The sequence below is a fragment of the Marinobacter lipolyticus genome (assembly GCF_018424605.1).
Lineage (GTDB): Bacteria > Pseudomonadota > Gammaproteobacteria > Pseudomonadales > Oleiphilaceae > Marinobacter > Marinobacter lipolyticus_B.
On record NZ_QTKT01000009.1, the window covers coordinates 87,035 to 111,935 of the forward strand.

Sequence of the window (24,901 nt, forward strand, 5' to 3'; positions counted from 1 at the left end):
AGCGGCCAATACTAACACAGTCAGCCCCTTACCGGGGCAACTGCGAACCGCTCTTAATCAAAAACCACCGTCTTGTTCTGGTAGGTAATCACCCGGTCCTCAATGTGGGACCGCAGGCCGCGGGCCAGCACGTTTTTCTCCACGTCCTTGCCGAGGCGGACCATGTCTTCAATGGAATCGCTGTGACTGATGCGGATCACGTCCTGCTCAATAATCGGGCCTTCGTCCAGGTCCTGGGTGACGTAATGACAGGTGGCGCCAATCAGTTTCACGCCCCGGCTGTAAGCCTGATGATAGGGCCGCGCACCGGCGAAAGATGGCAGGAAGCTATGATGGATGTTAATCACCTTGCCGGAGTACTTTTCACACAGAGTCGCTGGCAGGATCTGCATATAACGGGCGAGCACCACCACATCGGCGTTGTAGCCTTCGATCAGGCCATCGATTTCCCCAAAGGCTTCGTCCCGGTTGTCGCGGGATACCGGAATGCAGTGATAGGGTATCTCGTGCCATTCCACCATTCGGCGCAGATCGTCATGGTTGGAGATAACCGCCACAATCTCGGCGTTGATTTCGCGGCTGTGCCAGCGATGCAGAAGATCCGCCACGCAGTGGGACTCTTTGCTGCACATCAGGATCACTTTCTTGGGCTGCGCCGAATCCGCCACGTGCCAGTCCATGTCAAACTCACGGGCAATCGGGTCGAAGGCCGCACGAAACTGATCAAGACCGAACGGAATCGAACTGGCCTTGATTTCGTGACGCATGAAAAAACGCCCTGTGTGGGTGTCTGAATGGTGGCTCGCCTCGGTAATCCAGCCGTTATAGGTGGACAGGAAATTACTCACCTTGGCGACAATTCCCACCCGGTCCGGGCAGGAAATCACAAGACGATAGGTATGCTCCATGGAAGCCTTTCCTTAGTTCTGATCCGGGAAAGCGGGGGCGAAGGTTTCACACCCGTAAAAATGACCGGCTATCATAGCCTATCTGAATGCCAGAAACGAGGAACAAGCACATGGACAGACACCTCCCCCGGGTACCTCCTGAAACCGCCTCCAGAGGCCGCTCACTCGCCACCCGCGTTGCCCTCGCCTTTGTCCTGCTGGCAGTGGCCACGGCACTGAATGCCCAGGCCATTCTGGAAGGTGAACGACACCACCCGGTAACCGGTCGCAATGGCATGGTGGTCACCAGCCATGACCTGGCCACGGATGCAGCGCTGACGGTGCTGAAGAGCGGTGGCAATGCGGTGGATGCCGCCGTCACCGCCGGTTTCGTACTGGCGGTGGTGCAGCCGCGCTCCGGCAACATCGGCGGCGGCGGCTTTATGCTGGTGGCCCCGGGAGATGGCGGCCCGGTGGAAGCCATCGACTACCGGGAAAAAGCCCCGGCCGCAGCCACCGCCACCATGTTCCAGGATGAGAACGGCAACGTGGTGACCAACCGCAGCCGCTTCACCCACCTTGCCTCGGGTGTGCCGGGGACCGTGGCGGGCCTGGCGCTGGCGCTGGAACGTTTCGGCACTCTCTCCCTGAGCGACGCACTGGCACCGGCCATTGAACTGGCGCGTGAGGGATTTGTCGTACCGCCCCGCTTCACCGAAGGCCTGGAACAGGCGCAGGAGCGGCTGCACCGCTGGCCCGCCAGCCTCGCTACGTTCTATCGTGCCGATGGCTCGGCCTGGCAGCCGGGAGAGCGCTTCCGACAGCCGGACCTGGCCGCTACCCTGCAGCGCATTGCCAATCACGGCACCGCAGGGTTCTATCAGGGCGAGACCGCACGCCTGATTGTCGAGGAAATGCAGCGCCACGGCGGCCTGATCACCGCCGCTGACCTGGCAAACTACCAGCCTGCCGTGCGCAAACCGGTGCGCGGAAGCTACCGGGGCTACGAGGTGCTCTCCATGTCACCCCCCTCTTCCGGCGGCACCCACATCATCCAGATTCTCAACATTCTGGAGGATTACCCGCTGGCCGAACTCGGCCACAATTCGGCCGCCACGGTGCATTACATGGCCGAAGCCATGAAACTGGCCTACGCCGACCGCTCGAAGTTCCTGGGCGATACGGATTTTGTCGAGGTCCCGCTGGATGGCCTGCTGTCCAAGTCCTACGCCGGCGAACTGCGCAAGGGCATTGACGCCGACAGGGCACGACCGGCCAGCGAGATTCAGCCCGGCGCACCCGGCGGCTATGAAAGCCCGGAAACCACCCATTACTCCATTGTCGACCGCTGGGGCAACGCGGTCTCGAACACCTACACCATCAACTTCAGTTACGGCTCAGGCATCACCGTCGCCGGCGCCGGATTTCTGCTGAATAATGAAATGGATGATTTCAGCGCCAAGCCGGGCGAACCCAACGCCTTTGGGCTGATCGGTGGTGAGGCCAACAAGGTGGAACCGGGCAAGCGCATGCTCAGCTCGATGTCGCCCACCATTGTTCGCAAGGGCGACCGCAACTTTCTGGTCACCGGCAGCCCCGGCGGCTCGCGGATCATCACCACCACCCTGCAGGTGATCCTGAATGTGATTGACCACAACATGAACATCCAGAGCGCGGTGTCTGCGCCGCGAATGCATCATCAGTGGCTGCCGGATGCCATATTCATTGAACAGGGCTTCAGCCCGGACACCATCCGCCTGCTGGAAGACCGCGGCCATTCGGTCAGAACCACCAATGCCATGGGCGCCATCCAGAGCATTCTGATTGGTGAGGACGGAACGCTTTCCGGCGGCGCCGATCCAAGACGCAGTACATCATCAGCAAGGGGTTACTGAACCCCGGGGAGACATCATGTATCTATCCGTACAACTGAGCTGTTATCCACTGAAGGACGACTACAAACAACCGATATGGGATCTGATTGAGCGGCTCAAACAGACCGGCCTGGAAGTGTACCCGGGGCGCATGAGCACCGAGATGTTCGGCGAGTATGACGAGGTGATGAAGGTGCTGTCGGACACCCTGAAATGGTCCTTCGAGACTTACGGCAAGTCGGTGTTTGTTGCGAAGATTATGGAGGGTGACCGGCGGCCGAAGGGATAACCCCTATACCCGCCCGACGAACAGGGCGACAACAAGCACCGTGCCGAGAAACGCCACGATCATATTGACTACCAGCCCCCAGCGGAAGCCGTACCCTTCGGGAAACTCCGCCGGGGTCAGGGTGCGCAATAACGCACGGAACTGACGGGAAGACCAGATCGCGGCAAACGCACCCAGCAGGATGAACAGGATACCGATCCAGAACGCCAGCACCGCGTTGATCGCACCCACCGCCTGGGGAGCCAGGGCGTGCAGCAACAGCCCGGCCCGCTCAATCAGGAACCCGAAGGCAATGAAGGACAGGCTGGTGCGATTCCACGCCAGCAGTGTACGTTCTGCCGCAAACAGAACCCGTGGATCCTTCAGATCGGACATCAGGCGTTTTCCTTCTCATCCAGTGGAGGGTTGCCAGGCACGCACTGATAGCAGGTCAGGCGAACATCCACGGTAACGGCCAGCGATGTCAATGCCGCGGCGCGCTCAAGACCCTCAACGGGGGCACGATACAAGTGTGGCGTCATCGCCAGCAGATCCGCAATCCGCTCCTGACTGTCCAGTGCCAGGGGAAAGCGTTCCGTTGCGGTGCTCAGGGTGATGAAGCCCTCGGGATCCTCAGGAACCGCCGTCTTCTCCGGCTTCAGTGTGGGGTAAATGATCTCGCGCAACTCCCGCAAATGCTCGGGCCCCGCATCCACCTGTATCAGCAGGCCACCGGGTTTCAGTACTCTGGCAAATTCCGCATACACAGGAAATCCGAACAAGCATAGCACCCGGTCCACGGACGCGGACAATACCGGCAACCGGGCGTTGGTGGCCACCACCCAAGCCGGGCGCTTGTCCTGCTTTGCAGCCGCCAGCACCGCCCACTTGGAAATATCCACCCCCAAAGCCTCCAGGGTCTTGCCTTCCGGGCAGGCTTCCCCCAGCTCGCGCAGGTAATACCCCTCACCACACCCTGCATCAAGGCAACGTAGCGGCGGCTCATCGGCGCCCTCCCCCAACACCGCCCGGTTCACGGCATCGGCGATGGGCTGATAGCACCCGCTGTTCAGGAAGCGCCGGCGGGCGGCCACCATTTCCTTGCTGTCACCCGGATGGCGGGAGCGTTTGTTCTGTACCGGTAACAGGTGCGTATACCCCTGACGGGCAACATCGAAGTTATGGCCTGCCGGACAACACCAGGCCGTACCGGTTTGAATCAGAGGTTCTCCGTCCAGCGGACAGGCGAGAGCCAGAAAGGGTTCGATGGACATGCGCGTTCCGCCCGAATGCGTTTGAAGACTGTAAAGGCAACAGCAACCACAAGAGCGCAAGGCTAACCCAAACGCGGGCAATGGTCTAAATTGAAAGCCACGCTTCACCGGAAACCGGCCCGGCCTCCCACTATGAATCACCCGCTTGCCAAGCTGTTCAACATCAACCGCAACGAATGGATTCCAGTTCTGCTCGCCGCCTTCTTCTTTTTCTGCGTGCTGACCGCCCTGATGGTGCTACGCCCCGCCCGCGAAGCGCTCGGACTGCAGGGTGGCATCGACACCGTACGCTGGCTGTTTGTCGGGACGGCGGTCATCACTCTGCTGGTCAACCCGGTGTTTGGCCTGCTGGTCAGTCGCCTGCGCCGCCTGACCTTCATCACCGCCACCTACGGCTTTTCCGGCTTCAGCCTGGTGATGTTCTATCTGGCCATGACGCTCACGCCAAATGTCATCGGCATTACCACCGGACAGATCTTCTATGTCTGGTTCAGTGTCTTCAACCTGTTCATTACCATGGTGTTCTGGGCCGTGATGGCGGATCGCTTCAGCCTCGATCAGGGCAAACGGTTTTTCGGCGTGATTGCCGTGGGTGGTACCTGTGGCGCGATTTTCGGCCCCTGGTTGACCTCCGTACTGGCCGAACCGCTGGGCACGCCCGCCCTGTTGCTTGTCAGCACCGCATTCCTGGCGCTGGCGTTGCTGTCGTGCTGGGCGGTCACCCACATCCGTCCTGACTCGGCCGAGCAGAGGTACGATATCCGCCCCGCCATTGAGGACCGGGAGCTGATTGGTGGCAGTGCCTGGGAAGGTTTCGGGGCGGTGTTCCGCTCCCGCTACCTGCTGGGCATTGCCACCTACGTCATCATTCTGGCCATTATGGCGACGTTCATCTATTTCACGCGACTGCAGATGGTGGCCGAACTGGGCGAAAGCACCGACCAGAGAACCACCCTGTTCGCCAGAATCGACCTGATCACCCAGGTTGCCACGCTGGTCACGCAGGCACTGGTCGCCGGTCACCTGATGAAACGTGTGGGCGTGCATATCACACTGGCGCTGCTACCGCTAACAGCAGCCTTCGGCTTTATCGGCCTTGCCATGGTTGGCTCCCTCGCTGCACTGATCACACTGGAAGCCTCCTTCCGTGCGGTACAAAGGGCCATCATGCGCCCTGCCCGGGAAACCCTGTATACGGTGGCAAGCCGGGAAGAAAAGTACAAAGCCAAGGCCTTTATCGACACCTTCGTCTACCGTGGCGGTGACGTGGTGGGCGCGCAGGTTGAAGGCCTGCTCGGGCGCTTCGGCACCGGGCTGGCGGCGGTTGCCAGCGTGGCGGTTCCGCTGGCGCTCATGTGGGTGCTACTGGCCTTATGGTTGGGCAGAACCCAACAGTCCATAGCAAGCACGTCGCAGCCGCTCAGTTCTGATAAGCGGCATCGGTGCGGGCCGACATGATAAAATCATTGCGGTGCAGACCACCGATCTTGTGGGTCCACCAGCGCACGGTCACCTTGCCCCACTCCAGCAACATCGCGGGGTGATGCCCCTCTGCCTCGGCCAGTTCTCCGATTTTATTGGTGAACGCCAGCGCCTCGGCAAAATTCCTAAATCGGAAGACCCGCTGTAACTGCTCCTCGCCTTCCAGCTCAATAAGCTGCCAGTCAGGAACTTCATCCAGCAGGTCGTGCTTCTCGCTGTCCGCTATTTTGGGCGCATCCGCCCGGCACGCTTCGCAGGACTGCTCGGTGAGTGAACTCATGGTGCAACCTCCCTGATGGTTAACCGTAGTACAAGCGTGGCTGCCGTCACCCACATTATCAAGCCCGCTCTTGAATTCTGCCCCTGTTCAGAATACTGTATATTTAAACAGTATTCTGAACAGGCAGAGACAGACCCATGAGCAATCTTCTGAACACGCTGATGCAGGATGCCCGCATCTGGCAGGGGCATCGCCAGACCCTGACCACCCAGCCCGCCGAACCGACCGGCTATCAGGTACTGGACAATCAGCTCGGCGGCCTCGGCTGGCCCCGGGGCGCACTGAGCGAGTGCCTGCTGGAGGCGCCGGGCATTGGCGAATTGCAACTGGTGTTGCCGCTGATGCAGCGGTTATCCCGTGCCGGCAAAACCGTGTTCTGGCTGAACCCGCCGCACACCCCTTACGCCCCTGCCCTGGCTCGGGAAGGGGTGGATCTGGATCAGGTTGTAATGATCCACACCGAAGACAGCGGCGACCTGCTCTGGACTCTGGAAAACTGCCTGCGTTCTCCCGTCACCGGACTGGTGCTGGCCTGGCCGGGCAAACTGGCCGCCCGGGATATCCGCCGTCTGCAACTGGCAGCGGAAGCCGGCAGCAACGTCTGCGTGCTGTTTCGCAGCTGCAAACTGGCCGAGCAGAGCTCTCCCGCAGCCCTGCGCCTGGAACTGGACGCTGGCGAACAGCAGGATCTGCGCATCAACGTACTGAAACGCCGGGGCAGCTGGCCCGGCCAGCGTTGCACTCTGGCCCTGGGGCATCGTGCCGGTTTGTCTGCAAACGAATCAGGCCGGGTGGTTCAGGGCCCCTGGTCCGCATCCGCTCCCTGACCGGCATAAAGGCACCGCATCATGCTCTGGGCTTACCTGCATTTCCCGCACCTGCTGCTGGATCATATTCGTTGCTCCCGCAGCGGGGGTGATGAACAGCATGAAGAAAACAGCGAACCGGCACTGGTGGTTGTGGATCACTCCGCCCAGCGAGTGCTGCAAGCCTGCCCACTAGCCCAGGCCCAGGGTGTGCAAGCGGGCACACGCCTGAAAACCGCCATCAATCTGGTGCCGGAGCTGGCCATCGCCCACGCGGACCCCGGGCGCGAACAACAGATTCTGGCCGAACAGGCGCGCTGGCTGTACCGCCATGTCGCCAGCATTGTGCCCTACCCGCCCGATGGACTGCTGGTGGAAGTGGGCAGCCTGGAAAAACTCTATGGTGGCCTGGCGGCGCTCTGGCAAACCCTGGAGCAGGCACTCTCGGAACGACACCTGAACGCCTGGATGGCTACCGGGACAACGCCGCTGGCGGCCCGTCTTTGCGCCCGGGCCGGCCAGGGCCAGTGCACCGCAGACAAGGGCCATATGGAACGGCACCTCCACAATCTGCCCCTGGCTGCCGCCGGCTTTGACGACCGCACCCTGACCCGGCTTCAGCGTCTGGGGCTGACCCGCCTGGGGGAGGTCATGAACTTGCCGCCTGCCGAGCTGGCCAGACGGCTGACACCGGAAACACTCGCCCGGGTACAGAAAATCCAGGGCAGCCGGCCAGATCCGCAACAACCCTGGCAGCCACCACACCATTTTCGCCAGCAGGCGGATTTTGTGCAGGACATCGAGCGCGCGGAAGGCCTGCTATTCCCCTTGCAGCGCATACTGACCGAGCTGGAAGAAGACCTGTGCTGGCGCCAACAGGACACCGACAGCCTGCTGCTGATACTGACCCACCGACATCACGAGCCTACCCGCTTGCGCATTCGCACGTCGGGGCCGGAACACCGGGCCGAGGCATTTCTGAACCTGATCCGCCTGCGCTTCGAGCAACACCCGCTGCCGGCTCCCGTGATCTCACTGGTGCTGTCCGTGCGTCGCTTCCTGGGCCGGGAAGCCGTCGCAGGCAATGATCTGCTGGGTGAAATCCCGGACCTGAACGAAGCCTGGCACACACTGATCAGTCGCCTGCAGGCACGGCTGGGCAGCGACGCCTTGCAACAGCTGTCACCCCAACCGGACCACCGCCCTGAACGGGCCTGGTCCGCGTCGGAGGTTCAGCGCAAAGCCCGGCCTGCCATACAGGATCTGTCGAGCCTGCCGCGCCGGCCATTATGGTTGCTGAACGGCCCCCAATCCCTGCCTGAGGCACCGGTGGCCTGGTATTCCGGCCCCGAACGGATCAGCGGCGGCTGGTGGGATGGCCAACGGGTGCACCGGGATTACTACATCGCCGGGCTGGCCGGCGGTCAGCTGGCGTGGGTGTTCCGGGATGTGCGGGGAGGCTGGTTTGTTCATGGCTGGTTCGGCTGAAGCAATGCCTTACGCCGAGCTTTACTGCTTCAGCAACTTCACCTTTCTGACCGGCGCCTCACACCCTCACGAACTGGCCGAACGAGCGGCGGAGTTGGGCTACCGGGCCCTCGCCATCACCGATGCCTGCTCCGTGGCCGGCATTCCCAGGGCCTGGGCGGCGCTGAAAGACAGCCCGGTAAAGCTGATCACCGGCAGCTGGTTTGAGCTGGAAGACGCCCCGGCCAACGGCACCCGACCACAGTTCATCCTGCTGGCCCGCAACCGCGCCGGTTATGGCCAGCTGTGCCAACTGATTACCACCGGCCGGCGGCGGGCAGAGAAGGGTCAGTACCGGTTGTTCCGTGAGGACCTGGAAACTCATCCTCTCGAGGAGTGCCTGTGCCTTTGGCTGCCGCCCCTGCCCGACCACGCCGTTTACAGCGAAGCGCTGGCAAGCGGCGAGTGGCTGCACTGGTTGTTTGGCGACCGCCTGTGGCTGGGCGCCAGCCGTACCCTGGAATCCGCAGAGGACCGTCACCTGAGCCGGATACGCCAGCTGTCGTCGGACCTGCGCTGCCCGATCACCGCGACCGGGCAGGTGCACATGCACCACCGCGAACGCCAGCCGCTGCAGGATGTGCTCACCGCCCTTCGCCATAACACCTCCCTGGAACAGGCTGGCCACCATCTGTTCCAGAACGGCGAACGCTATCTGCGTCCCCTGTCGGTATTGCAACGGCTGTTTCCCGAGGCCTGGCTGAAAGAAAGCCTGGTCATCGCCGAACAGTGCGTCTTTGAACCCGGCAGCCTGCGCTATGAGTACCCGCCCGATCTGGTCCCTGAAGGCGAATCCCCCGCCAGTTACCTGCACCGCCTGACCTGGGAAGGCGAACGCCGGCGTTTTCCCGATGGCACACCACTGACGGTGCAGGCGCTGATCCGCAAGGAGCTGGCGCTGATTTCCGAGATGAGGTACGAGCATTACTTCCTCACCATTCAGGACATTGTGGCGTTTGCCCGCAGCCAGGGCATTCTGTGTCAGGGCCGTGGCTCCGCGGCCAATTCCGCCGTGTGCTATTGCCTGGGTATCACCGAGGTGAACCCCACCAAAGTGGACCTGCTGTTCGAGCGCTTCATTTCCAAAGACCGCAACGAGCCGCCGGACATCGACGTGGACTTTGAACACGAACGCCGCGAAGAGGTGATTCAGTATATTTACCGTCGCTACACCCGCGAACGGGCAGCGCTGGCCGCTACCGTTATCCGCTACCGTCCGCGCAGCGCCATCCGTGACGTGGGCAAGGCGCTGGGGTTCGATACCGCACTGGTGGAGCAACTGCTCAACGGCGTGGACTGGCGCGACAGAGCCACCGACTGGCGCCAGCAGATCCTCGACAAACGCCTGACCCGCAACCCCAGGGTAGCCGACCAGTTTTTTACCCTGGCGAACACCTTACTGGGTTTCCCCCGCCACCTGTCACAGCATGTGGGCGGGTTCGTGATCAGTGCCGGACCACTGGCAGAACTGGTGCCGGTCGAGAACGCCGCCATGGCAGGGCGCACCGTTATCCAGTGGGACAAGGACGACCTGGAAAGCCTGGGGTTGATGAAGGTGGATGTGCTGGCGCTGGGCATGCTGTCTGCAATCCGCAAGGCGCTGGAGCTGATCAGCATGGCAAAGGGCCACCCCTTTGCCATGCAGGACATTCCCGCCGAAGACCCCGCCACCTACGCCATGCTGCAAAAAGGCGACAGCATTGGCGTGTTCCAGGTGGAATCCCGGGCCCAGATCAACATGCTGCCGCGTCTCAAGCCCGAGACCTATTACGATCTGGTGATCGAAGTTGCCATTGTGCGCCCCGGCCCCATCCAGGGAGACATGGTGCACCCGTACCTGCGTCGCAAGCACGGCCTGGAACCGGTGGATTACCCCAACGACGCCGTACGCAAAGTGCTGGAACGAACCTTGGGCGTACCTATCTTCCAGGAACAGGTGATCAAACTGGCCATGGTGGCCGCCGGCTTTTCCGCGGGCGAAGCCGACCAGCTACGCCGGGCCATGGCCGCCTGGAAATCTCACGGTGACCTGACCCCGTTCCGCGACAAGCTCATCCGCGGCATGCTGGAGCGTGGTCATGACGCTGACTTCGCCGAGCGTCTGTATCTGCAGATCTGCGGCTTCGGCGGTTATGGTTTCCCGGAATCCCACGCCGCCAGCTTTGCCCTGCTGGTGTATGTGTCTGCCTGGATCAAGCGCCACTACCCCGCGGCGTTTTACTGCGCCCTGCTCAATAGCCAGCCGATGGGCTTCTACTCCCCTTCGCAACTGGTGCAGGATGCCCGCCGCCATAACGTCACGGTGCTGCCGCCGGATGTGAACCACAGCCACTGGGATCACACCCTCGAAGGTCCTGACCGCCACCTGCGGTTGGGACTGCGCCTGATACAGGGGCTATCGGAAAGCGGCGGACAACGACTACACCAACACCGGCCGGTAGCGGGCTACCGCGCCACCAGCGAACTACGCCGGCTGGCCAGCCTCAACCAGCGGGACATGGAACTGCTCGCCGGTGCCAACGCCATGCCCGATTTCACCAGCAACCGCCACCAGGCTTACTGGCAGCTGCTGGACCACGAGCAACCCAGCGAATTGTTTGCCGGGGAAGAGGTCTTGGAATACCGGCCAGAGCACTGCCACCAGCTGCCGGAACCTACCGAAGGCCAGAACGTGCTCGCCGACTACGCCAGCCAGGGCCTGACGCTGCAACGTCACCCCCTTGCGCTGCTGCGGGAACAGGGCCACCTGAAGTTCTGTTTGAGCGCGGAACAGCTCAAAACCACCAAAGCCGGCATTCCCGTTCAGGTCGCCGGCCTGGTCACCGGTCGCCAGCGCCCGGGCTCCGCCTCCGGCGTCACCTTTGTCACCCTCGAGGATGAAACCGGTAATGTGAATGTGGTGGTGTGGCTGGAAACCGCACGGCGGCAGCGGAAGCCGCTGTTAACGGCGAGGTTGTTGCACGTGAAAGGTGTACTGGAACGACAGGGTGAGATCGTGCATGTGATGGCGGGAAAACTTTCGGACCTGAGCCATCTGATTCGTTCATTGCCGGTGGAATCCCGGAACTTTCATTAGATAAAAGAAAACCCCGCACGAAGGCGGGGTTTTCGGTACTGCCGAGGATAATCAGCTCAGGAGCTTGATCATCACACCAGCCGCGACCGCAGAGCCGATAACGCCGGCCACGTTCGGACCCATGGCATGCATCAGCAGGAAGTTCTGCGGGTTGGCCTCAAGGCCTACCTTGTTGGATACCCGTGCTGCCATCGGTACCGCGGATACACCGGCAGAACCGATCAGCGGGTTGATGGGCTCCTTGGTGAAGCGGTTCATCAGCTTCGCCATCAGAACACCGCAGGCAGTACCCACACCGAAGGCCACGATACCCAGGCCCAGAATACCCAGCGTCTGGCCGTCCAGGAATTTGTCCGCCATCAGCTTGGAGCCAACCGACAAACCCAGGAAAATGGTGGTGATGTTGATCAACGCATTCTGGGCGGTATCGCTCAGACGCTCGACCACGCCACACTCACGCATCAGGTTACCGAAGCAGAACATACCCAGCAGCGGTGCCGCATCCGGCAGGAACAGAACCACCGCAATCAGAACCACCAGCGGGAAAACAATCTTCTCTTTCTTGCTCACCGGGCGGAGCTGGGACATCTTGATGGCCCGCTCTTTCTGGCTGGTCAGCGCCTTCATGATCGGCGGCTGGATCATCGGAACCATCGCCATGTAGGCGTAGGCCGACACTGCAATGGCGCCCAGCAGGTGCGGGGCAAGTACGCTGGAGACGTAGATGGAGGTTGGGCCATCCGCGCCACCGATGATACCAATAGCTGCAGCTTCCAGAATGGTGAAATCCAGGATACCCAACCAATCAAGCAGGGCCGCACCCAATACGGTACCGAAGATACCGAACTGGGCAGCCGCACCGAGCAGCATGGTCTTGGGGTTGGCCAGCAGCGGACCGAAATCGGTCATCGCGCCAACACCCATGAAGATCACCAGCGGGCCAATGGTGCTGCCGATAACAACCGAGTAGAAGTTGTACAGCATGCCATTGCCATAACCGGCATCCTGAGCAACCGTGTTGGCCATGGCCATTTCGGAATAGCTGGCCTCTTTCACCGCTACCTTGAAGGCTTCTTTCAGCTCAGGCGTAACCGCCTGACCGGCCTGATAGGCCACGTCCAGCGGCGCTGCCAGCGCTGCGAGGATTTCGGCGTTGCCGGCTTTCAATGCGAAGTGAATCGCGTTTTCCGCCGCAGTCAGGGCAAGCCCCGCCTCCGGAATGTTCGCCAGAATGCCACCGAAACCGATCGGTACCAGCAGCAGAGGCTCAAAACCCTTGCGAATCGCAAGGAACAGAAGAAGAAGGCCGACGGCGATCATGATCACCTGGCCGATCTCGATGTTGAACAGGCCACTACCTGTCCACAGAGTCAGTAATTTATCCATGGAATGCTGGCCCTTATGCGATTGTCAGCATTTCATCATCAGGGGAGACGGCATCACCGACCTTGATGAAGACTTCGCCGATCGTACCGGCTTTCGGCGCGCGAACCTCGGTTTCCATTTTCATGGCCTCGAGGATAATCATCACATCGCCCTCCTCCACGGTGTCACCCGGTGAAACCAGAACCTTGAAGATGTTGCCGCCCAGCGGCGCAACGACAGGCTCGCCTTCACCCGCAGCCGGAGCCGGGGCAGAGGGAGCAGCTGGCGCAGAGGCAGCACCGCCCTCACCCTGGATCTGGGTGATCTCGCCACCTTCGGAAACGGCAACCACAAACTTCTTGCCGTTGACATCCACGGTGTAGGTCTCGGGACCTTCAGCTTTCTTCGCCGGCGCAGCGCTTTCGGCGGTCGGAACCGGTTCGAAGGCGTCGGGGTTGTTGCGGTTTTCCAGGAACTTCAGGCCAATCTGCGGGAACAACGCGTAGGTCAGCACATCGTCTACGGTGTTTTCCGCCAGCTTGATGCCCTTCTCGTCGGCCAGCTTCTGCAGCTCGTCGGTCAGCTTGTCCATTTCCGGCTCAAGCAGGTCCGCCGGACGACAGGTCACCGGTTCTTTTCCTTCCAGAACACGCTCCTGCAATTCCTTGTTCATCGGCGCCGGTGCAGCACCGTACTCGCCCTTCAGGATTGCAGAGGTCTCCTTGGAGATGGACTTGTAGCGCTCGCCGGTCAGCACGTTCAGTACTGCCTGGGTACCGACAATCTGCGAGGTCGGCGTAACCAGCGGAATGAAGCCCAGGTCTTCACGAACCTTGGGAATCTCGTCCAGAACCTGGTCGAACTTGTCGCTGGCGTTCTGCTCACGCAGCTGGTTTTCCATGTTGGTCAGCATACCGCCCGGCACCTGAGCAATCAGGATGCGGGAATCGGTACCGCGCAGGCTGCCCTCGAACTTGGCGTACTTCTTACGTACCTGGCGGAAGTAGCTGGCGATTTCTTCCAGCAGGTTCAGGTCCAGGCCTGTGTCACGGTCGGTACCTTCCAGAATGGCAACCACGGCTTCGGTGGGCGAATGGCCGTAGGTCATGCTCATGGAGGAGATGGCGGTGTCCACGTTATCGATACCGGCTTCCGCAGCCTTGATGGCGGTCGCGGTAGACATGCCAGTGGTGGCGTGGCACTGCATGTGAATGGGGATGTCCAGCTCTTTCTTGAGACGGCTGACCAGATCGAAGGCCACGTACGGCTTGAGAATACCCGCCATGTCCTTGATCGCGATGGAGTCGGCGCCCATGTCGGCAACTTCCTTCGCCAGCTCTACCCACATGTCGATGGTGTGCACCGGGCTGGTGGTGTAGGCAATGGTACCCTGGGCGTGCTTGCCGGTCTTACGAACCGCCTTGATGGCGCGATCCAGGTTGCGGGGATCGTTCATGGCATCAAAAATACGGAACACGTCGACGCCGTTCTCGGCGGCGCGCTCACAGAAACGATCTACCACGTCGTCCGCGTAATGGCGGTAACCCAACAGGTTCTGGCCACGCAGAAGCATCTGCTGCTGGGTGTTGGGCATGGCTTTTTTCAGTTCGCGAATACGCTCCCAGGGGTCTTCGCCCAGGTAACGGATACAGGAGTCAAAGGTAGCTCCACCCCAGGATTCCAGAGACCAGAAACCGACTTTGTCGAGTTTCTCGGCGATGGGCAGCATGTCGTCAAGCCGCATACGGGTGGCAAGCAGGGACTGGTGGGCGTCACGCAGGATAACGTCCGTAATCCCCAGCGGTTTCTTTGTGTCAGTCATCGTGTCAGCCTTCTGTTTAAAGGTTCTAATACGTCAGCCAGGTCACTTCTTGTGGCGTGACCGGAATTGTGCAATCGCCTTCTTGATAGCTTCGGCCGTGTCGGGGTCAACCGACGCCGGAGCCTTGGGCTTGGCACGTGGCGTTTTCGCCGGGGTTACCGGCTCTGGCGCAAACCGCGCGATGATTTTGGACATGGCACCGGTTGCGAAAACCAGAATGACCAGGAACACGAACACGAACCCCATGCCTGCAATCATCAGCTCGACGGCTTGTGACATCAGCTCATTCATATCGAACAGCTACCTGTATTGAGTTGTTTGATTTACCCCGATTTGCACCTGGGGCCCGCTACGACTAAGGTCTTACGGGCGTAGGCCACGGTTCGGGAGGCAAAATCCTGCGTAATTTACCGTTTTAGACCGCCTCGAGCAACCGGAATGCGAATTACTATACGCGCTTTCCGAGGCCTGCAGCCCGTTATGGCTACCTGACCCCGGCCTTATCTACCCTCAAAAATCAGGCAAAACGGACGCGCATTTTACGGCCTTTGATCCGACCGTTCTCCAGCCGCTTCAACGCCTCCGCCGCGACACTTCGGTCAACCGCCACGAAACACTGAAAATCAAACAGATCGATCTTGCCAACCAGCTTCCCCGGCAGCCCCGCCTCGCCGGTGAGAGCGCCGAGGACATCACCCGGCCGCACTTTCTCCTTGCGCCCCGCCGCAATGCACAGGGTTCGCATGGCCGGCTCCACCGGTTTATCCGCGACAGCCAGAAGCCTCAGGGAGTCACCCCAGGCCGCTTCCTCATCCCGATGGGATTCAAGGCGTGAAATCTTGTGCCCCTGGGAGGGCGTGCAGAAGGTCACCGCCTGACCCGCTTCGCCAGCGCGCCCGGTTCGCCCCACCCGATGGGTGTGCACCTCGGGGTCCCGTGCCGGCTCCACATTCACCACCAGCGGCAGCGATTTGATGTCCAGACCGCGTGCGGCCACGTCGGTAGCCACCAGCACCGCACAGCTCTGATTACCAAAGCGAACCAGCACGCTGTCGCGATCTTTCTGCTCAAGGTCGCCATGGAGCGCCAGCGCAGAAAAGCCACGGCGCTCCAGATCCGCCGCCAGTTCATCGCACTGCTGCTTGGTGGTGCAGAAGGCGATGCAGGAGGCCGGCTGCAGATCCGATAACACCGCCGCCAGCGCATCCGCCTGCCGCCCCGGTTCGATCTCGTAGAAGGTCTCACGAATGTCCGGCTTTTCCGCCAGCGCTTCTACCCGGATATCCACGGGATCAGACTGATAGCGCTCGCTCAGTGTGCGAATGGCCGCGGGCCAGGTTGCGGAGAACATCAGTGTCTGCCGTCGGGCAGGCGCCTGGGCGATGATGTCTTCCACCGCATCCTGAAAGCCCATGTCGAGCATCCGGTCGGCTTCGTCCAGCACCAGCGTTCGCAAGGATTCCAGCGTCAGAGTGCCCTTGCGCAGGTGGTCCTGAATCCGTCCCGGGGTGCCGACAACAATATGGGCGCCATGGCTCAGCGAGCCGATCTGCGGCCCTATGGCGACTCCGCCACACAGGCTCAGCACTTTGACATTGGCCTGGGCGCGCGCGAGCTCCCGCAAGGCCTTGGCGACCTGATCCGCCAGCTCGCGGGTCGGGCACAGCACCAGCCCCTGGACGGCAAAATGCCGGGGCTTGAGCTTTTCGATCAGGCCAATACCGAAGGCGGCCGTCTTGCCGCTGCCGGTCTGCGCCATCGCAATAATGTCCTTGCCCGCAAGCGCCGGCGGCAGCGCCTGAGCCTGAACAGGTGTTGCCTGTTTGAAACCCAACTGGGCAAGATTAGAGACCATGGCCTGAGACAGACCAAGCTGATTAAAGGAAGACATAGACAGAAAATCCCGGAATGAATAACGCTGGTTATGGCGGAGTTGGCGGTGCGCGTATACTACCCTATCAGCGTACCAGAGATCGCAACATTTTACGGAGTCGTAGATGGCATCACTTCAGGACCAGTTACTGAAAGCCGGCCTGGCCGATGAGAAAAAGGCCAAGGCCATTCGCAGTGAAAAGAAGAAGCAACGCAAACAGCAGCCGAAAGGAACGGTACAGGTCAGCGAAGCCGAAGTCCGCGCCCGCCAGGCCCGCGAAGAGAAAGCGGAGCGGGACCGGCAACTGAACCTTGAGCGCCAGCGTGAAGCCCAGAAAAAGGCCATCCAGGCCCAGATCCGCCAGCTAGTGGAAACCAACCGCCTGGACCGGTCACGGGGCGAGACGTCCTATCAGTTTGTCCATGACAAGAAGATCAAGAAGATCTTTGTCGATGACAAAATGGTTGACCAGCTGTCACGAGGCCGCCTGGCCATCGTGTCTGTGAATGATCAGTACGAGATTGTCGCGGAAGCCGTGGCGCGCAAGATTCAGGAGCGTGACGAGAAGGCCGTGGTCGTGCTGCACGATCGGCAGCAGGATGATGTGGGCGAGGACGATCCCTATGCGGGCTACGAGATTCCGGACGATTTGATGTGGTAGTCGAAGCAATAAAAAACCCCGCTCAAGGCGGGGTTCTTTATTTGATATGGCGCGGCTGGGAGGATTCGAACCTCCGACCGCCTGGTTCGTAGCCAGGTACTCTATCCAGCTGAGCTACAGCCGCTTGAAACTTTTGGGCGAGAATGGCGCGGCTGGGAGGATTCGAACCTCCGACCGCCTGGTTCGTAGCCAGGTACTCTATCCAGCTGAGCTACAGCCGCGCATCTATTCGCTCTGGTTGGTTGCCGGCCAACCCGTTCTCTAATCCCTCAAAGGGAAATGGCGGAGAGGGAGGGATTCGAACCCTCGGTACGATTGCTCGTACGGTTCCTTAGCAGGGAACTGGTTTCAGCCACTCACCCACCTCTCCTTGAGAACGGGGCGTATACTACCATAATTTTTCTGTTTTCATAGGGTTGACACGCGTTTTTTATATCTCATTTTCGACCGGCAGAAAAAAAGCCGTTCAGGCTTTCCTTGAACGGCTTTTTCAGGCTTCTCAGCTGTTGCCAGGCTCTGGCATTTCAGAGTCTTTCTCACTCTGAATTCGCTGATAAATCTCTTCCCGGTGCACGGCCACCTCTTTTGGCGCATTAACACCAATACGCACCTGATTCCCTTTCACCCCGAGAACGGTAACGGTGATGTCATCACCCACCATCAGAGTTTCGCCAACACGGCGAGTCAAAATCAACATATCCTGTTCTCCCTTTGTCCAGAGCTACCTGTTCCGAAAAATGTGAACTTCTTTATTTTATAGTGGGGGCACTTACCGCTTTAAACACGCATCTTCCCTTATACGGGAAAACGGCAGCAAAGGCGCAGCAAATGCACACCCTTTTCACAAAAGCCTGCGCAAACCGACCTGAGCTTTGCGTGATCAGGCTTCTTCCACCCCAGGCTTGTCCAGCTCGAAAGCACTGTGAAGTGCACGAACCGCCAGCTCGAGATACTTCTCATCAATCACCACGGAAATCTTGATTTCCGACGTGGAGATCATCTGAATATTTATACCCTCGTTCGACAGGGCTTCAAACATCTTGGTGGCCACACCCGCGTGGGAGCGCATACCAACCCCGACAATGCTGACTTTGGCAATCTTGCTGTCGCCGCCCACTTCTCGGGCACCCAGCTCGTCAGCAACCCCCTGAAGCACCTCTTTCGCCCGTTTGAAATCATTGCGGTGAACCGTGAACGTGAAGGACGTGCGATTGTCCTCGCCCACGTTCTGCACGATCATGTCGACTTCGATGTTCGCGTCGCTGACCGGTTTCAGTATACGCAATGCGCTTCCTGGCGTATCGGGAACCCCGGAAATAGTGACTTTGGCTTCATCACGGTTGAAAGCGATGCCGGAAACGACCGGTTGTTCCATGGCGTTATCATCCTCAAGAGTAATCAGGGTGCCCTCGCCTTCCTGAAAGCTGGACAGAACCCTTAACGGAACATTGTACTTGCCTGCGAATTCGACGGAACGGATCTGCAGAACCTTCGAACCAAGGCTGGCCATTTCCAGCATTTCCTCAAAGGTAATGCGCTCCAGCCGGCGTGCCGTATCCACCACCCGTGGATCGGTTGTATAAACGCCATCTACATCAGTATAGATCTGGCATTCATCTGCCTTTAAAGCGGCCGCCAGCGCCACCGCGGTGGTGTCCGACCCACCCCGGCCAAGCGTCGTGATATTGCCGCTTTCGTCGATACCCTGAAAGCCGGCGACAACCACCACACGCCCTGCATCCAGATCTTCCCGCATGCGCTGCTCATCAATCTGCTTGATTCGCGCCTTGGTATGCGAGCTGTCCGTCACGATCCGGACCTGGGAGCCGGTGTAGGATCGGGCGCTGCATCCCACTTTCTGCAGCGCCATCGACAACAGCGCGATGGTGACCTGCTCACCGGTGGAAACCAGCACGTCCATCTCGCGGGGCGTAGGCTCCTCCATAATGTCATTCGCCAACCCGATCAGCCGGTTAGTCTCGCCACTCATAGCTGAGACAACCACCACCACATCGTGCCCTTCGCGGCGAAAGCGACACACTTTTTCAGCGACCGCCTGGATACGCTCGGTAGTCCCTACCGAAGTACCACCGAATTTCTGAACCAACAGAGCCATTTTCTTCCCGGTATCCACAATAGGACAAAGGCGGGGCCATGCCCCGCCGGTTTAAAATCAAGCGGGCGGGATTATAAACGCCCGCCCTGCCTCAAAACAGTTGCTTATCCAATATTTTTTTCGATCCAGGCAGGAACGCCGGCCAGCGCATCCGCCAGCTTCGAGGGATCGTTACCACCGCCCTGGGCCATGTCCGGACGACCACCGCCCTTGCCATCGACCTGGGTGGCAAGGTGCTTCATCAGGTCCCCGGCCTTGATCTTCCCGGTCGCCGATTTGGTCACGCCGGCCACCAGAGTCACTTTACCGCCATCAACACTGGCCAATACCACCACACCGTCGCCCAGTTTGTTCTTGAGCTGATCTGCGGTTTCCATCAGCGCCTGGCGATCGGCGCCGTCCAGCTCCGAGGCCACCACCTTCAAACCGCCCACCTCAACGGCGGATCCCGCCAGATCGGTGCCTGCGGAGCTGGCCAGCTTGGCCTTCAGCGCGGTGACTTCTTTTTCCAGCTGGCGGTTACGGTCTACTGTCTGCTGAACTTTATCCAGCACAGTGTCGCGGGTGCCTTTCACCAGACGGGCCGCCTCACGCAGTGTTTGCTCGGTACCATCAACCCACTCCAGGGCACCGAACCCGGTGACCGCTTCGATGCGACGCACACCCGCAGAAATACCGCTTTCCGAGGTGATGCGGAACAGACCGATATCACCGGTGCGGCCAACGTGGGTGCCACCACAGAGCTCGACGGAATAACTGTCCGACCCCATGCTCAGCACGCGCACGGTATCACCGTACTTTTCGCCGAACAGAGCCACCGCACCCTTGGCCTGGGCCTGCTCCATATCGGTAATCTCGGTCTGCACCGGCGTATTCGCCAGGATCTGCTCGTTGACCTGCCGCTCGATTTCTTTCAGCTGATCCGGGCTTACCGCCTCAAAATGGGAGAAATCGAAGCGCAGCTTGTCCGGATCCACCAGCGATCCTTTCTGGCTGACGTGCTCGCCCAGTACCTTTCGCAGCGCAGCGTGCAGCAGGTGCGTCGCCGAATGGTTGCGCTTGGTGCGCTCGCGGCGGGCATGATCAATGCGGGCGTCCACTTCCAGACCGGGGAACAGCTCGCCTTCGAGGACAGTACCAATATGCAGGTGGTTGTCACCTTCCTTGCGGGTATCCGTCACCTGGAAGCGGCCGCCACTCCAGGTCAACAGGCCGGTGTCGCCCACCTGGCCACCGGACTCTGCATAAAATGGTGTGCGCTCCAGAACCACGACGGCTTCATCGCCGGCTTCCGCGGTTTTCTCCTGGTCGCCCACGATCACCGTTCGTATGGCTTCGTGGCCATCAATCTGGTCGTAGCCGGTGAATTCGGTGGCGCCCTCGATGGTCAGACCGGCCGCGTTGTAGTCAATACCGAATTTGCTCGCCGCGCGGGCACGCTCACGCTGACGCTCCATGGCCGCTTCGTAGCCCGGATAATCCAGAGTCAGGCCACGCTCGCGGGCGATGTCGTTGGTCAGGTCAACAGGGAAGCCGTAGGTGTCGTAAAGGGTGAAAATGGTCTCGCCCGGTATGACGTCACCCTTGAGCTCCGCGATGTCCTGCTCCAGCAGGCGCAAGCCCTTGTCCAGGGTCTTGGCGAATTGTTCCTCTTCCTGAAGCAGCACTTTCTCGATCTGTTTACGGCTACTCACCAGCTGCGGGTAGGCCTCGCCCATCAGCTCAACCAGGGCTCCGGTCAGCTTGTAGAAAAATGGCTCGGTCGCGCCCAGCTTGTTGCCGTGGCGGGCCGCGCGGCGAATGATGCGCCGCAGCACAAAGCCTCGTCCTTCGTTGGAAGGCATGACGCCATCAGCAATCAGGAACGCACAGGAGCGAATGTGATCAGCCACCACGCGGAGGGAAGCTTCCGTGGTGGCTACGCCACCAAGAATCACCGAGGCCGCCTTCAACAGATCCTGCATCAGGTCAATTTCGTAATTGCTATGCACGCCCTGCAGCACTGCGGTAATACGCTCCAGCCCCATACCGGTATCGACCGACGGTTTCGGCAGGTTCAGCATTTCGCCATCGGCTGTCCGGTTGTACTGCATGAAGACCACGTTCCAGATCTCGATGTAGCGGTCACCGTCTTCCTCGGGACTGCCCGGAGGCCCACCGGCTACATCAGGCCCGTGATCAAAGAAAATTTCGGTGCACGGGCCGCACGGGCCGGTATCACCCATCTGCCAGAAGTTGTCGGACGCGTAAGGAGCACCCTTGTTGTCCCCGATTCGCACGATGCGTTCGGCGGGCACACCGATTTCCTTGTTCCAGATATCGTAGGCTTCGTCATCCGACGCGTAGACCGTCACCCACAGTTTTTCTTTCGGCAGCCTGAGCCACTGATCACCGGTAAGGAAGGTCCAGGCATAATTGATGGCTTCGCGCTTGAAGTAATCGCCGAAGCTGAAGTTGCCAAGCATCTCGAAAAAGGTGTGATGGCGGGCAGTGTAACCGACGTTCTCGAGGTCGTTGTGCTTGCCTCCGGCCCGCACACATTTCTGGGAGGTGGTTGCACGGGTGTAGTCCCGCTCCTCGCGGCCAAGGAACAGATCCTTGAACTGGTTCATCCCCGCGTTGGTGAACAGCAGGGTCGGGTCATCCGCCGGCACCAGCGAACTGCTCGGCACAATGGTATGGCCCTGCTGCTTGAAATAGTCCAGAAACGCCTGTCGCAACTCTGCGGTTTTCATAGCCCTTTGATACCCTTCTATAAACCCGTCGGGGTCCACGATTGAGAACACATACTTACATGCGTGTGCAAATCCGCTACTCTAGCACACGCCGAGAACAGGAAAAACGTGAAACATCACAGGAGACCCCATGCCCCGACGCTTCCATGACGCCGAGGAACTGCTGCCCCCCGCCACCTTTATTAAACGACTTCTAGCGATCATTTACGATGGGTTGATCTGTATTGCGGTGTTGCTGGTGGCGACCTGGCTGTACACTCTGGTGGCGGGCTGGATCATCGGCTGGGACCGATATGAAAAGATGGCGGAGAGCGGCCAACTGGGGAACGACCCTCTGCTGACGTTTGTACTGTTTCTGGTGCTTTACCTGTTCTTTGCCTATTTCTGGACCCGTACGGGACAGACCCTGGCGATGCAGGTGTGGCGGATTCGCATTGAGAACCTTGATGGCAGCCCCGTGAGCTGGTCCCAGGCACTCAGACGTTACGTGACCGCCGCCGCGGTATTTTTCCTCGCCCTGCTGGCCTCCTACTGGCTGGGAGCCATCACCCTGATCATTACCCTGCCGGCCATGCTGGCTCTGTTCTGGCCCATTAACGGCCTATCGGTCACCGATCGCCTCTCCGACAGCGTGGTCGTCCAGGTTCCGAAACCGGATAAGCCATGATCATCACCCGGCACGCCGCATCAGGATGGCGCCCACCGCGGCGTTGATGGCAATCGGCACCAGGATCGCCAATATCGGATTAAAACCGAACACCAGGCTCATGGGGCCCAGCAAATCCTGCATGTATTTGAACAACAGACCCACGATCAGACCGGTGAATACACGGAACCCCATGGTGACCGAGCGCAGCGGACCAAAAATGAAGGATATGGCGACCAGCACCATAACGGCCGTCCCCAGGGGCATCAGTACTTTCTTCCAGAAAGCCAGCCAGTAATTTGCAGAGCTCAACCCCTGGTCGTCCAGATAACTAGCGTAGGTGTATAGCCCGGTCACCGGCAGGTTCTCCGGCTTGACGATCAGCACGCTCAGTACCTCTGGCGACAGCCCGGTTTCCCACTTCAGCACATCGTGAGTTTCCCGGGTTAACTGCTCTTCTGCGATCAGCGTTGTCGCCACGTTCTCCAGGCGCCAGTGGTCCCCCTGGTAGGTCGCTTTCTCGGCAAAACTGGCGGAGAGCATCCAGCGTTCTTCATCGAACCGGAAGAGTGACACGCCGTTGAGATCGCCATTGGGACTTACCGCGTTCAGGTGCATGAACACGTCGCCTTCCCGGTGCCAGATACCCGATGCCGAGGCGATATTTTCTCCCGCACCCTGGGCAATGGCTTTCTGGCTCTGCGCCATACGTTCCGCCGGCGGCGCCACGTATTCACCGATCACCAGACCGATCACCACCACCACCAGCGCCGGCTTCATGGCCGACCAGACAATGCGCTTCAGCGAAACGCCGGCCGCGCGAATCACCGTGAGCTCAGAAGAGCTTGCCATCGCCCCCAACCCCACGAGACAACCCATAAAGGCGCCGAGGGGCAGATAATCGTAGATCCGCCGCGGCAGGGTCATGAACACGTACCAGAGCGCCTGCATGGTCTGATAGTCATTGCGGGCGTCTTCCAGTTCGGCGATGAAGCCAAAAATCAGGTCCAGTGACAGCACCACCACCATCACCAGGAACATTGCGCCACCGACGGTCCGCATCACGTACTGATCGATCTTACGCACCGGCACGCCCCTCCCGGGTCAGACGACGCCGGTACAGCCAGGCCGGGCCGAACTGCAGCCAAAGGCCGAGCCCGAGGAAAATAGCATGCACCCAGAGCATGCCGATCCACTCCGGCACCTTGCCGTCCGCCAGGGCATCCCTGGCGACAATCAGCAGCCCAAGATACGTGATGTACACCAGCATCGCCGGCAACAGATGGAAAAAGCGGCCCTGACGCGGGTTCACCCGGCTCAGGCGCACCGCCAGCAGCGTTACAATCGGTACGATCAAGGGCAAGGTAAATCGCCAGTGCAGCAGGGCGCGGTCTTCCAGATCGTCCGATGCCATCAGCGCCAGAGTGCTCATGCCCTCTTCCAGCTCTTTGTCGCCGCCGCTGCCGCTCTGGATCTTCAGACCATAGGCGTCGAATCCGGTGATCTGATACTCCAACTGTCCGGGCAGCCCCTGGAAACGGCCACCCTCCTCCAGTATCAGAAACCGGCTGCCAGTTTCCTGATCGATCAGTTGCGAGCCATACTCGGCGGTGATGATGGTGAGCCCCTCCTCGCCATATTCGGCAATGAAAACACCCTCAAGCACCCGCTTGTCGTCGCTCAGGCCTTCGGTGTAGGTCACCCGGCCGCCGGATTCCAGATCCTGGAAACGTCCTGGCGCCAGCATCTCGAACTCGGTGGCCTTGCGCTGCTCGTTGAATATCGCCTCCACCTGTTTCATGCCCCAAGGCGAGACGTACAGGCTCATTGCCCCCACCACCAGCATCACCGGAATGCTGGCCAGCAGGGTCTTGCCCAGAACCTGACGATCACTCATTCCGCAGGCGAACAGCACGGTCATCTCGCTCTCAAGGTACATGCGGCCATAGGCCAACAAGATGCCGATGAAAAACCCGAGGGGAAGGATCAGTTCGAGGAAGCCGGGGAAGCGGTAAGCCATGATCTGGAACAGAACATCCGCCGCCAGCTCACCGGCAGCCGCCTCGGCCAGGTATTTAATGAACCGCCCACTCATGAACACAAGCAACAGGATGCCGGAAACGGCAAGCATGCTGATCATGGTCTGACGGGCAAGATATCGGAAAACGATGGTCAAAACGCTGTCTCTGGCCGGAACGGGTCGCTGGGG

Annotated in this window: 21 protein-coding genes and 3 tRNA genes; 8 read left to right on the plus strand and 16 right to left on the minus strand. The window is 60.1% G+C overall.

Annotation, left to right across the window (positions count from 1 at the left end):
* Positions 1–53: 53 nt before the first annotated feature.
* Positions 54–908 carry a formyltetrahydrofolate deformylase gene (purU, locus tag DYI22_RS13010; protein ID WP_213478525.1) on the minus strand — a complete coding sequence of 285 codons (855 nt, stop codon included), beginning with the start codon at positions 906–908 and terminating at the stop codon, positions 54–56.
* A 110-nt stretch (positions 909–1,018) separates the two neighbouring features.
* Here purU and ggt point away from each other — a divergent pair, with 110 nt between their 5' ends.
* Positions 1,019–2,782 (plus strand): gamma-glutamyltransferase, encoded by a 1,764-nt coding sequence (ggt, locus tag DYI22_RS13015; protein ID WP_213478526.1) that lies wholly within the window; start codon positions 1,019–1,021, stop codon positions 2,780–2,782.
* A 16-nt stretch (positions 2,783–2,798) separates the two neighbouring features.
* A complete protein-coding gene (locus DYI22_RS13020; RefSeq protein WP_213478527.1) occupies positions 2,799–3,050 on the plus strand; it encodes a YkoF family thiamine/hydroxymethylpyrimidine-binding protein in 252 nt (83 codons plus the stop codon).
* Positions 3,051–3,053: 3 nt separating this feature from the next.
* Here DYI22_RS13020 and DYI22_RS13025 read toward each other — a convergent pair whose 3' ends face one another.
* Both DYI22_RS13025 and DYI22_RS13030 read right to left on the minus strand, forming a co-directional pair.
* Positions 3,054–3,425 (minus strand): YidH family protein, encoded by a 372-nt coding sequence (locus tag DYI22_RS13025; protein ID WP_213478528.1) that lies wholly within the window; start codon positions 3,423–3,425, stop codon positions 3,054–3,056.
* Positions 3,425–4,303 carry a putative RNA methyltransferase gene (locus tag DYI22_RS13030; RefSeq protein ID WP_213478529.1) on the minus strand — a complete coding sequence of 293 codons (879 nt, stop codon included), beginning with the start codon at positions 4,301–4,303 and terminating at the stop codon, positions 3,425–3,427. The genes DYI22_RS13025 and DYI22_RS13030 overlap by 1 nt, the downstream gene beginning before the upstream one ends.
* 132 nt (positions 4,304–4,435) lie before the next feature.
* Here DYI22_RS13030 and DYI22_RS13035 point away from each other — a divergent pair, with 132 nt between their 5' ends.
* Positions 4,436–5,761, plus strand: a complete 1,326-nt coding sequence (locus DYI22_RS13035; RefSeq protein ID WP_213478530.1) for an NTP/NDP exchange transporter — start codon at positions 4,436–4,438, stop codon at positions 5,759–5,761.
* Here DYI22_RS13035 and DYI22_RS13040 read toward each other — a convergent pair.
* Positions 5,724–6,065, minus strand: coding sequence for a 4a-hydroxytetrahydrobiopterin dehydratase (locus DYI22_RS13040; protein ID WP_213478531.1), 342 nt, complete (start codon positions 6,063–6,065; stop codon positions 5,724–5,726). The two genes, DYI22_RS13035 and DYI22_RS13040, sit on opposite strands and share 38 nt — an antisense overlap.
* Before the next feature lie 137 nt (positions 6,066–6,202).
* Here DYI22_RS13040 and imuA point away from each other — a divergent pair, with 137 nt between their 5' ends.
* From imuA to DYI22_RS13055, 3 genes are read left to right on the plus strand one after another with little or no spacing between them, the layout of a single operon-like run.
* Positions 6,203–6,892 (plus strand): translesion DNA synthesis-associated protein ImuA, encoded by a 690-nt coding sequence (gene imuA / locus DYI22_RS13045; protein ID WP_213478532.1) that lies wholly within the window; start codon positions 6,203–6,205, stop codon positions 6,890–6,892.
* A 21-nt stretch (positions 6,893–6,913) separates the two neighbouring features.
* Positions 6,914–8,359: a Y-family DNA polymerase gene (locus DYI22_RS13050; protein WP_213478533.1), complete on the plus strand. Its 1,446-nt coding sequence runs from the start codon at positions 6,914–6,916 to the stop codon at positions 8,357–8,359.
* Positions 8,343–11,474, plus strand: a complete 3,132-nt coding sequence (locus tag DYI22_RS13055; RefSeq protein ID WP_213478534.1) for an error-prone DNA polymerase — start codon at positions 8,343–8,345, stop codon at positions 11,472–11,474. The genes DYI22_RS13050 and DYI22_RS13055 overlap by 17 nt, the downstream gene beginning before the upstream one ends.
* A gap of 51 nt (positions 11,475–11,525) precedes the next feature.
* Here DYI22_RS13055 and DYI22_RS13060 read toward each other — a convergent pair whose 3' ends face one another.
* The 4 genes from DYI22_RS13060 to dbpA form a co-directional block, all read right to left on the minus strand.
* Positions 11,526–12,860 (minus strand): sodium ion-translocating decarboxylase subunit beta, encoded by a 1,335-nt coding sequence (locus DYI22_RS13060; protein ID WP_213478535.1) that lies wholly within the window; start codon positions 12,858–12,860, stop codon positions 11,526–11,528.
* 13 nt (positions 12,861–12,873) lie between these two features.
* The gene (oadA, locus tag DYI22_RS13065; RefSeq protein ID WP_213478536.1) at positions 12,874–14,661 is read right to left on the minus strand and encodes a sodium-extruding oxaloacetate decarboxylase subunit alpha; all 1,788 of its coding nucleotides are present in this window, start codon (positions 14,659–14,661) and stop codon (positions 12,874–12,876) included.
* Positions 14,662–14,703: 42 nt separating this feature from the next.
* Positions 14,704–14,952, minus strand: coding sequence for an OadG family protein (locus tag DYI22_RS13070; RefSeq protein ID WP_213478537.1), 249 nt, complete (start codon positions 14,950–14,952; stop codon positions 14,704–14,706).
* A 226-nt stretch (positions 14,953–15,178) separates the two neighbouring features.
* Entirely contained in the window at positions 15,179–16,552 is a 1,374-nt protein-coding gene (gene dbpA / locus DYI22_RS13075; protein ID WP_213478538.1) for an ATP-dependent RNA helicase DbpA, read from the minus strand.
* 106 nt (positions 16,553–16,658) lie between these two features.
* On the opposite strand from dbpA, the gene DYI22_RS13080 reads away from it, so the two are divergent.
* A complete protein-coding gene (locus tag DYI22_RS13080) occupies positions 16,659–17,195 on the plus strand; it encodes a DUF2058 domain-containing protein (protein WP_213478539.1) in 537 nt (178 codons plus the stop codon).
* A 47-nt stretch (positions 17,196–17,242) separates the two neighbouring features.
* Here the strand turns inward: DYI22_RS13080 and DYI22_RS13085 are convergent.
* The 6 genes from DYI22_RS13085 to alaS form a co-directional block, all read right to left on the minus strand.
* Positions 17,243–17,319 (minus strand) — tRNA-Arg (locus DYI22_RS13085).
* Positions 17,320–17,339: 20 nt separating this feature from the next.
* Positions 17,340–17,416 (minus strand) — tRNA-Arg (locus tag DYI22_RS13090).
* A 59-nt stretch (positions 17,417–17,475) separates the two neighbouring features.
* Positions 17,476–17,565, minus strand: a tRNA-Ser gene (locus tag DYI22_RS13095).
* A gap of 129 nt (positions 17,566–17,694) precedes the next feature.
* Positions 17,695–17,892: a carbon storage regulator CsrA gene (csrA, locus tag DYI22_RS13100; protein ID WP_213478540.1), complete on the minus strand. Its 198-nt coding sequence runs from the start codon at positions 17,890–17,892 to the stop codon at positions 17,695–17,697.
* A 183-nt stretch (positions 17,893–18,075) separates the two neighbouring features.
* Positions 18,076–19,311: an aspartate kinase gene (locus DYI22_RS13105; protein ID WP_213478541.1), complete on the minus strand. Its 1,236-nt coding sequence runs from the start codon at positions 19,309–19,311 to the stop codon at positions 18,076–18,078.
* Positions 19,312–19,415: 104 nt separating this feature from the next.
* Positions 19,416–22,046, minus strand: coding sequence for an alanine--tRNA ligase (gene alaS / locus DYI22_RS13110; RefSeq protein WP_213478542.1), 2,631 nt, complete (start codon positions 22,044–22,046; stop codon positions 19,416–19,418).
* Positions 22,047–22,176: 130 nt separating this feature from the next.
* Here alaS and DYI22_RS13115 point away from each other — a divergent pair, with 130 nt between their 5' ends.
* Positions 22,177–22,713 (plus strand): RDD family protein, encoded by a 537-nt coding sequence (locus DYI22_RS13115; protein ID WP_213478543.1) that lies wholly within the window; start codon positions 22,177–22,179, stop codon positions 22,711–22,713.
* A 3-nt stretch (positions 22,714–22,716) separates the two neighbouring features.
* Here the strand turns inward: DYI22_RS13115 and lptG are convergent, their stop codons facing one another.
* Entirely contained in the window at positions 22,717–23,778 is a 1,062-nt protein-coding gene (gene lptG, locus DYI22_RS13120; protein WP_213478544.1) for an LPS export ABC transporter permease LptG, read from the minus strand.
* Positions 23,771–24,868: an LPS export ABC transporter permease LptF gene (gene lptF / locus DYI22_RS13125; RefSeq protein ID WP_213478545.1), complete on the minus strand. Its 1,098-nt coding sequence runs from the start codon at positions 24,866–24,868 to the stop codon at positions 23,771–23,773. Before lptF ends, lptG begins: the two co-directional genes overlap by 8 nt.
* Between the last annotated feature and the right edge of the window lie 33 nt (positions 24,869–24,901).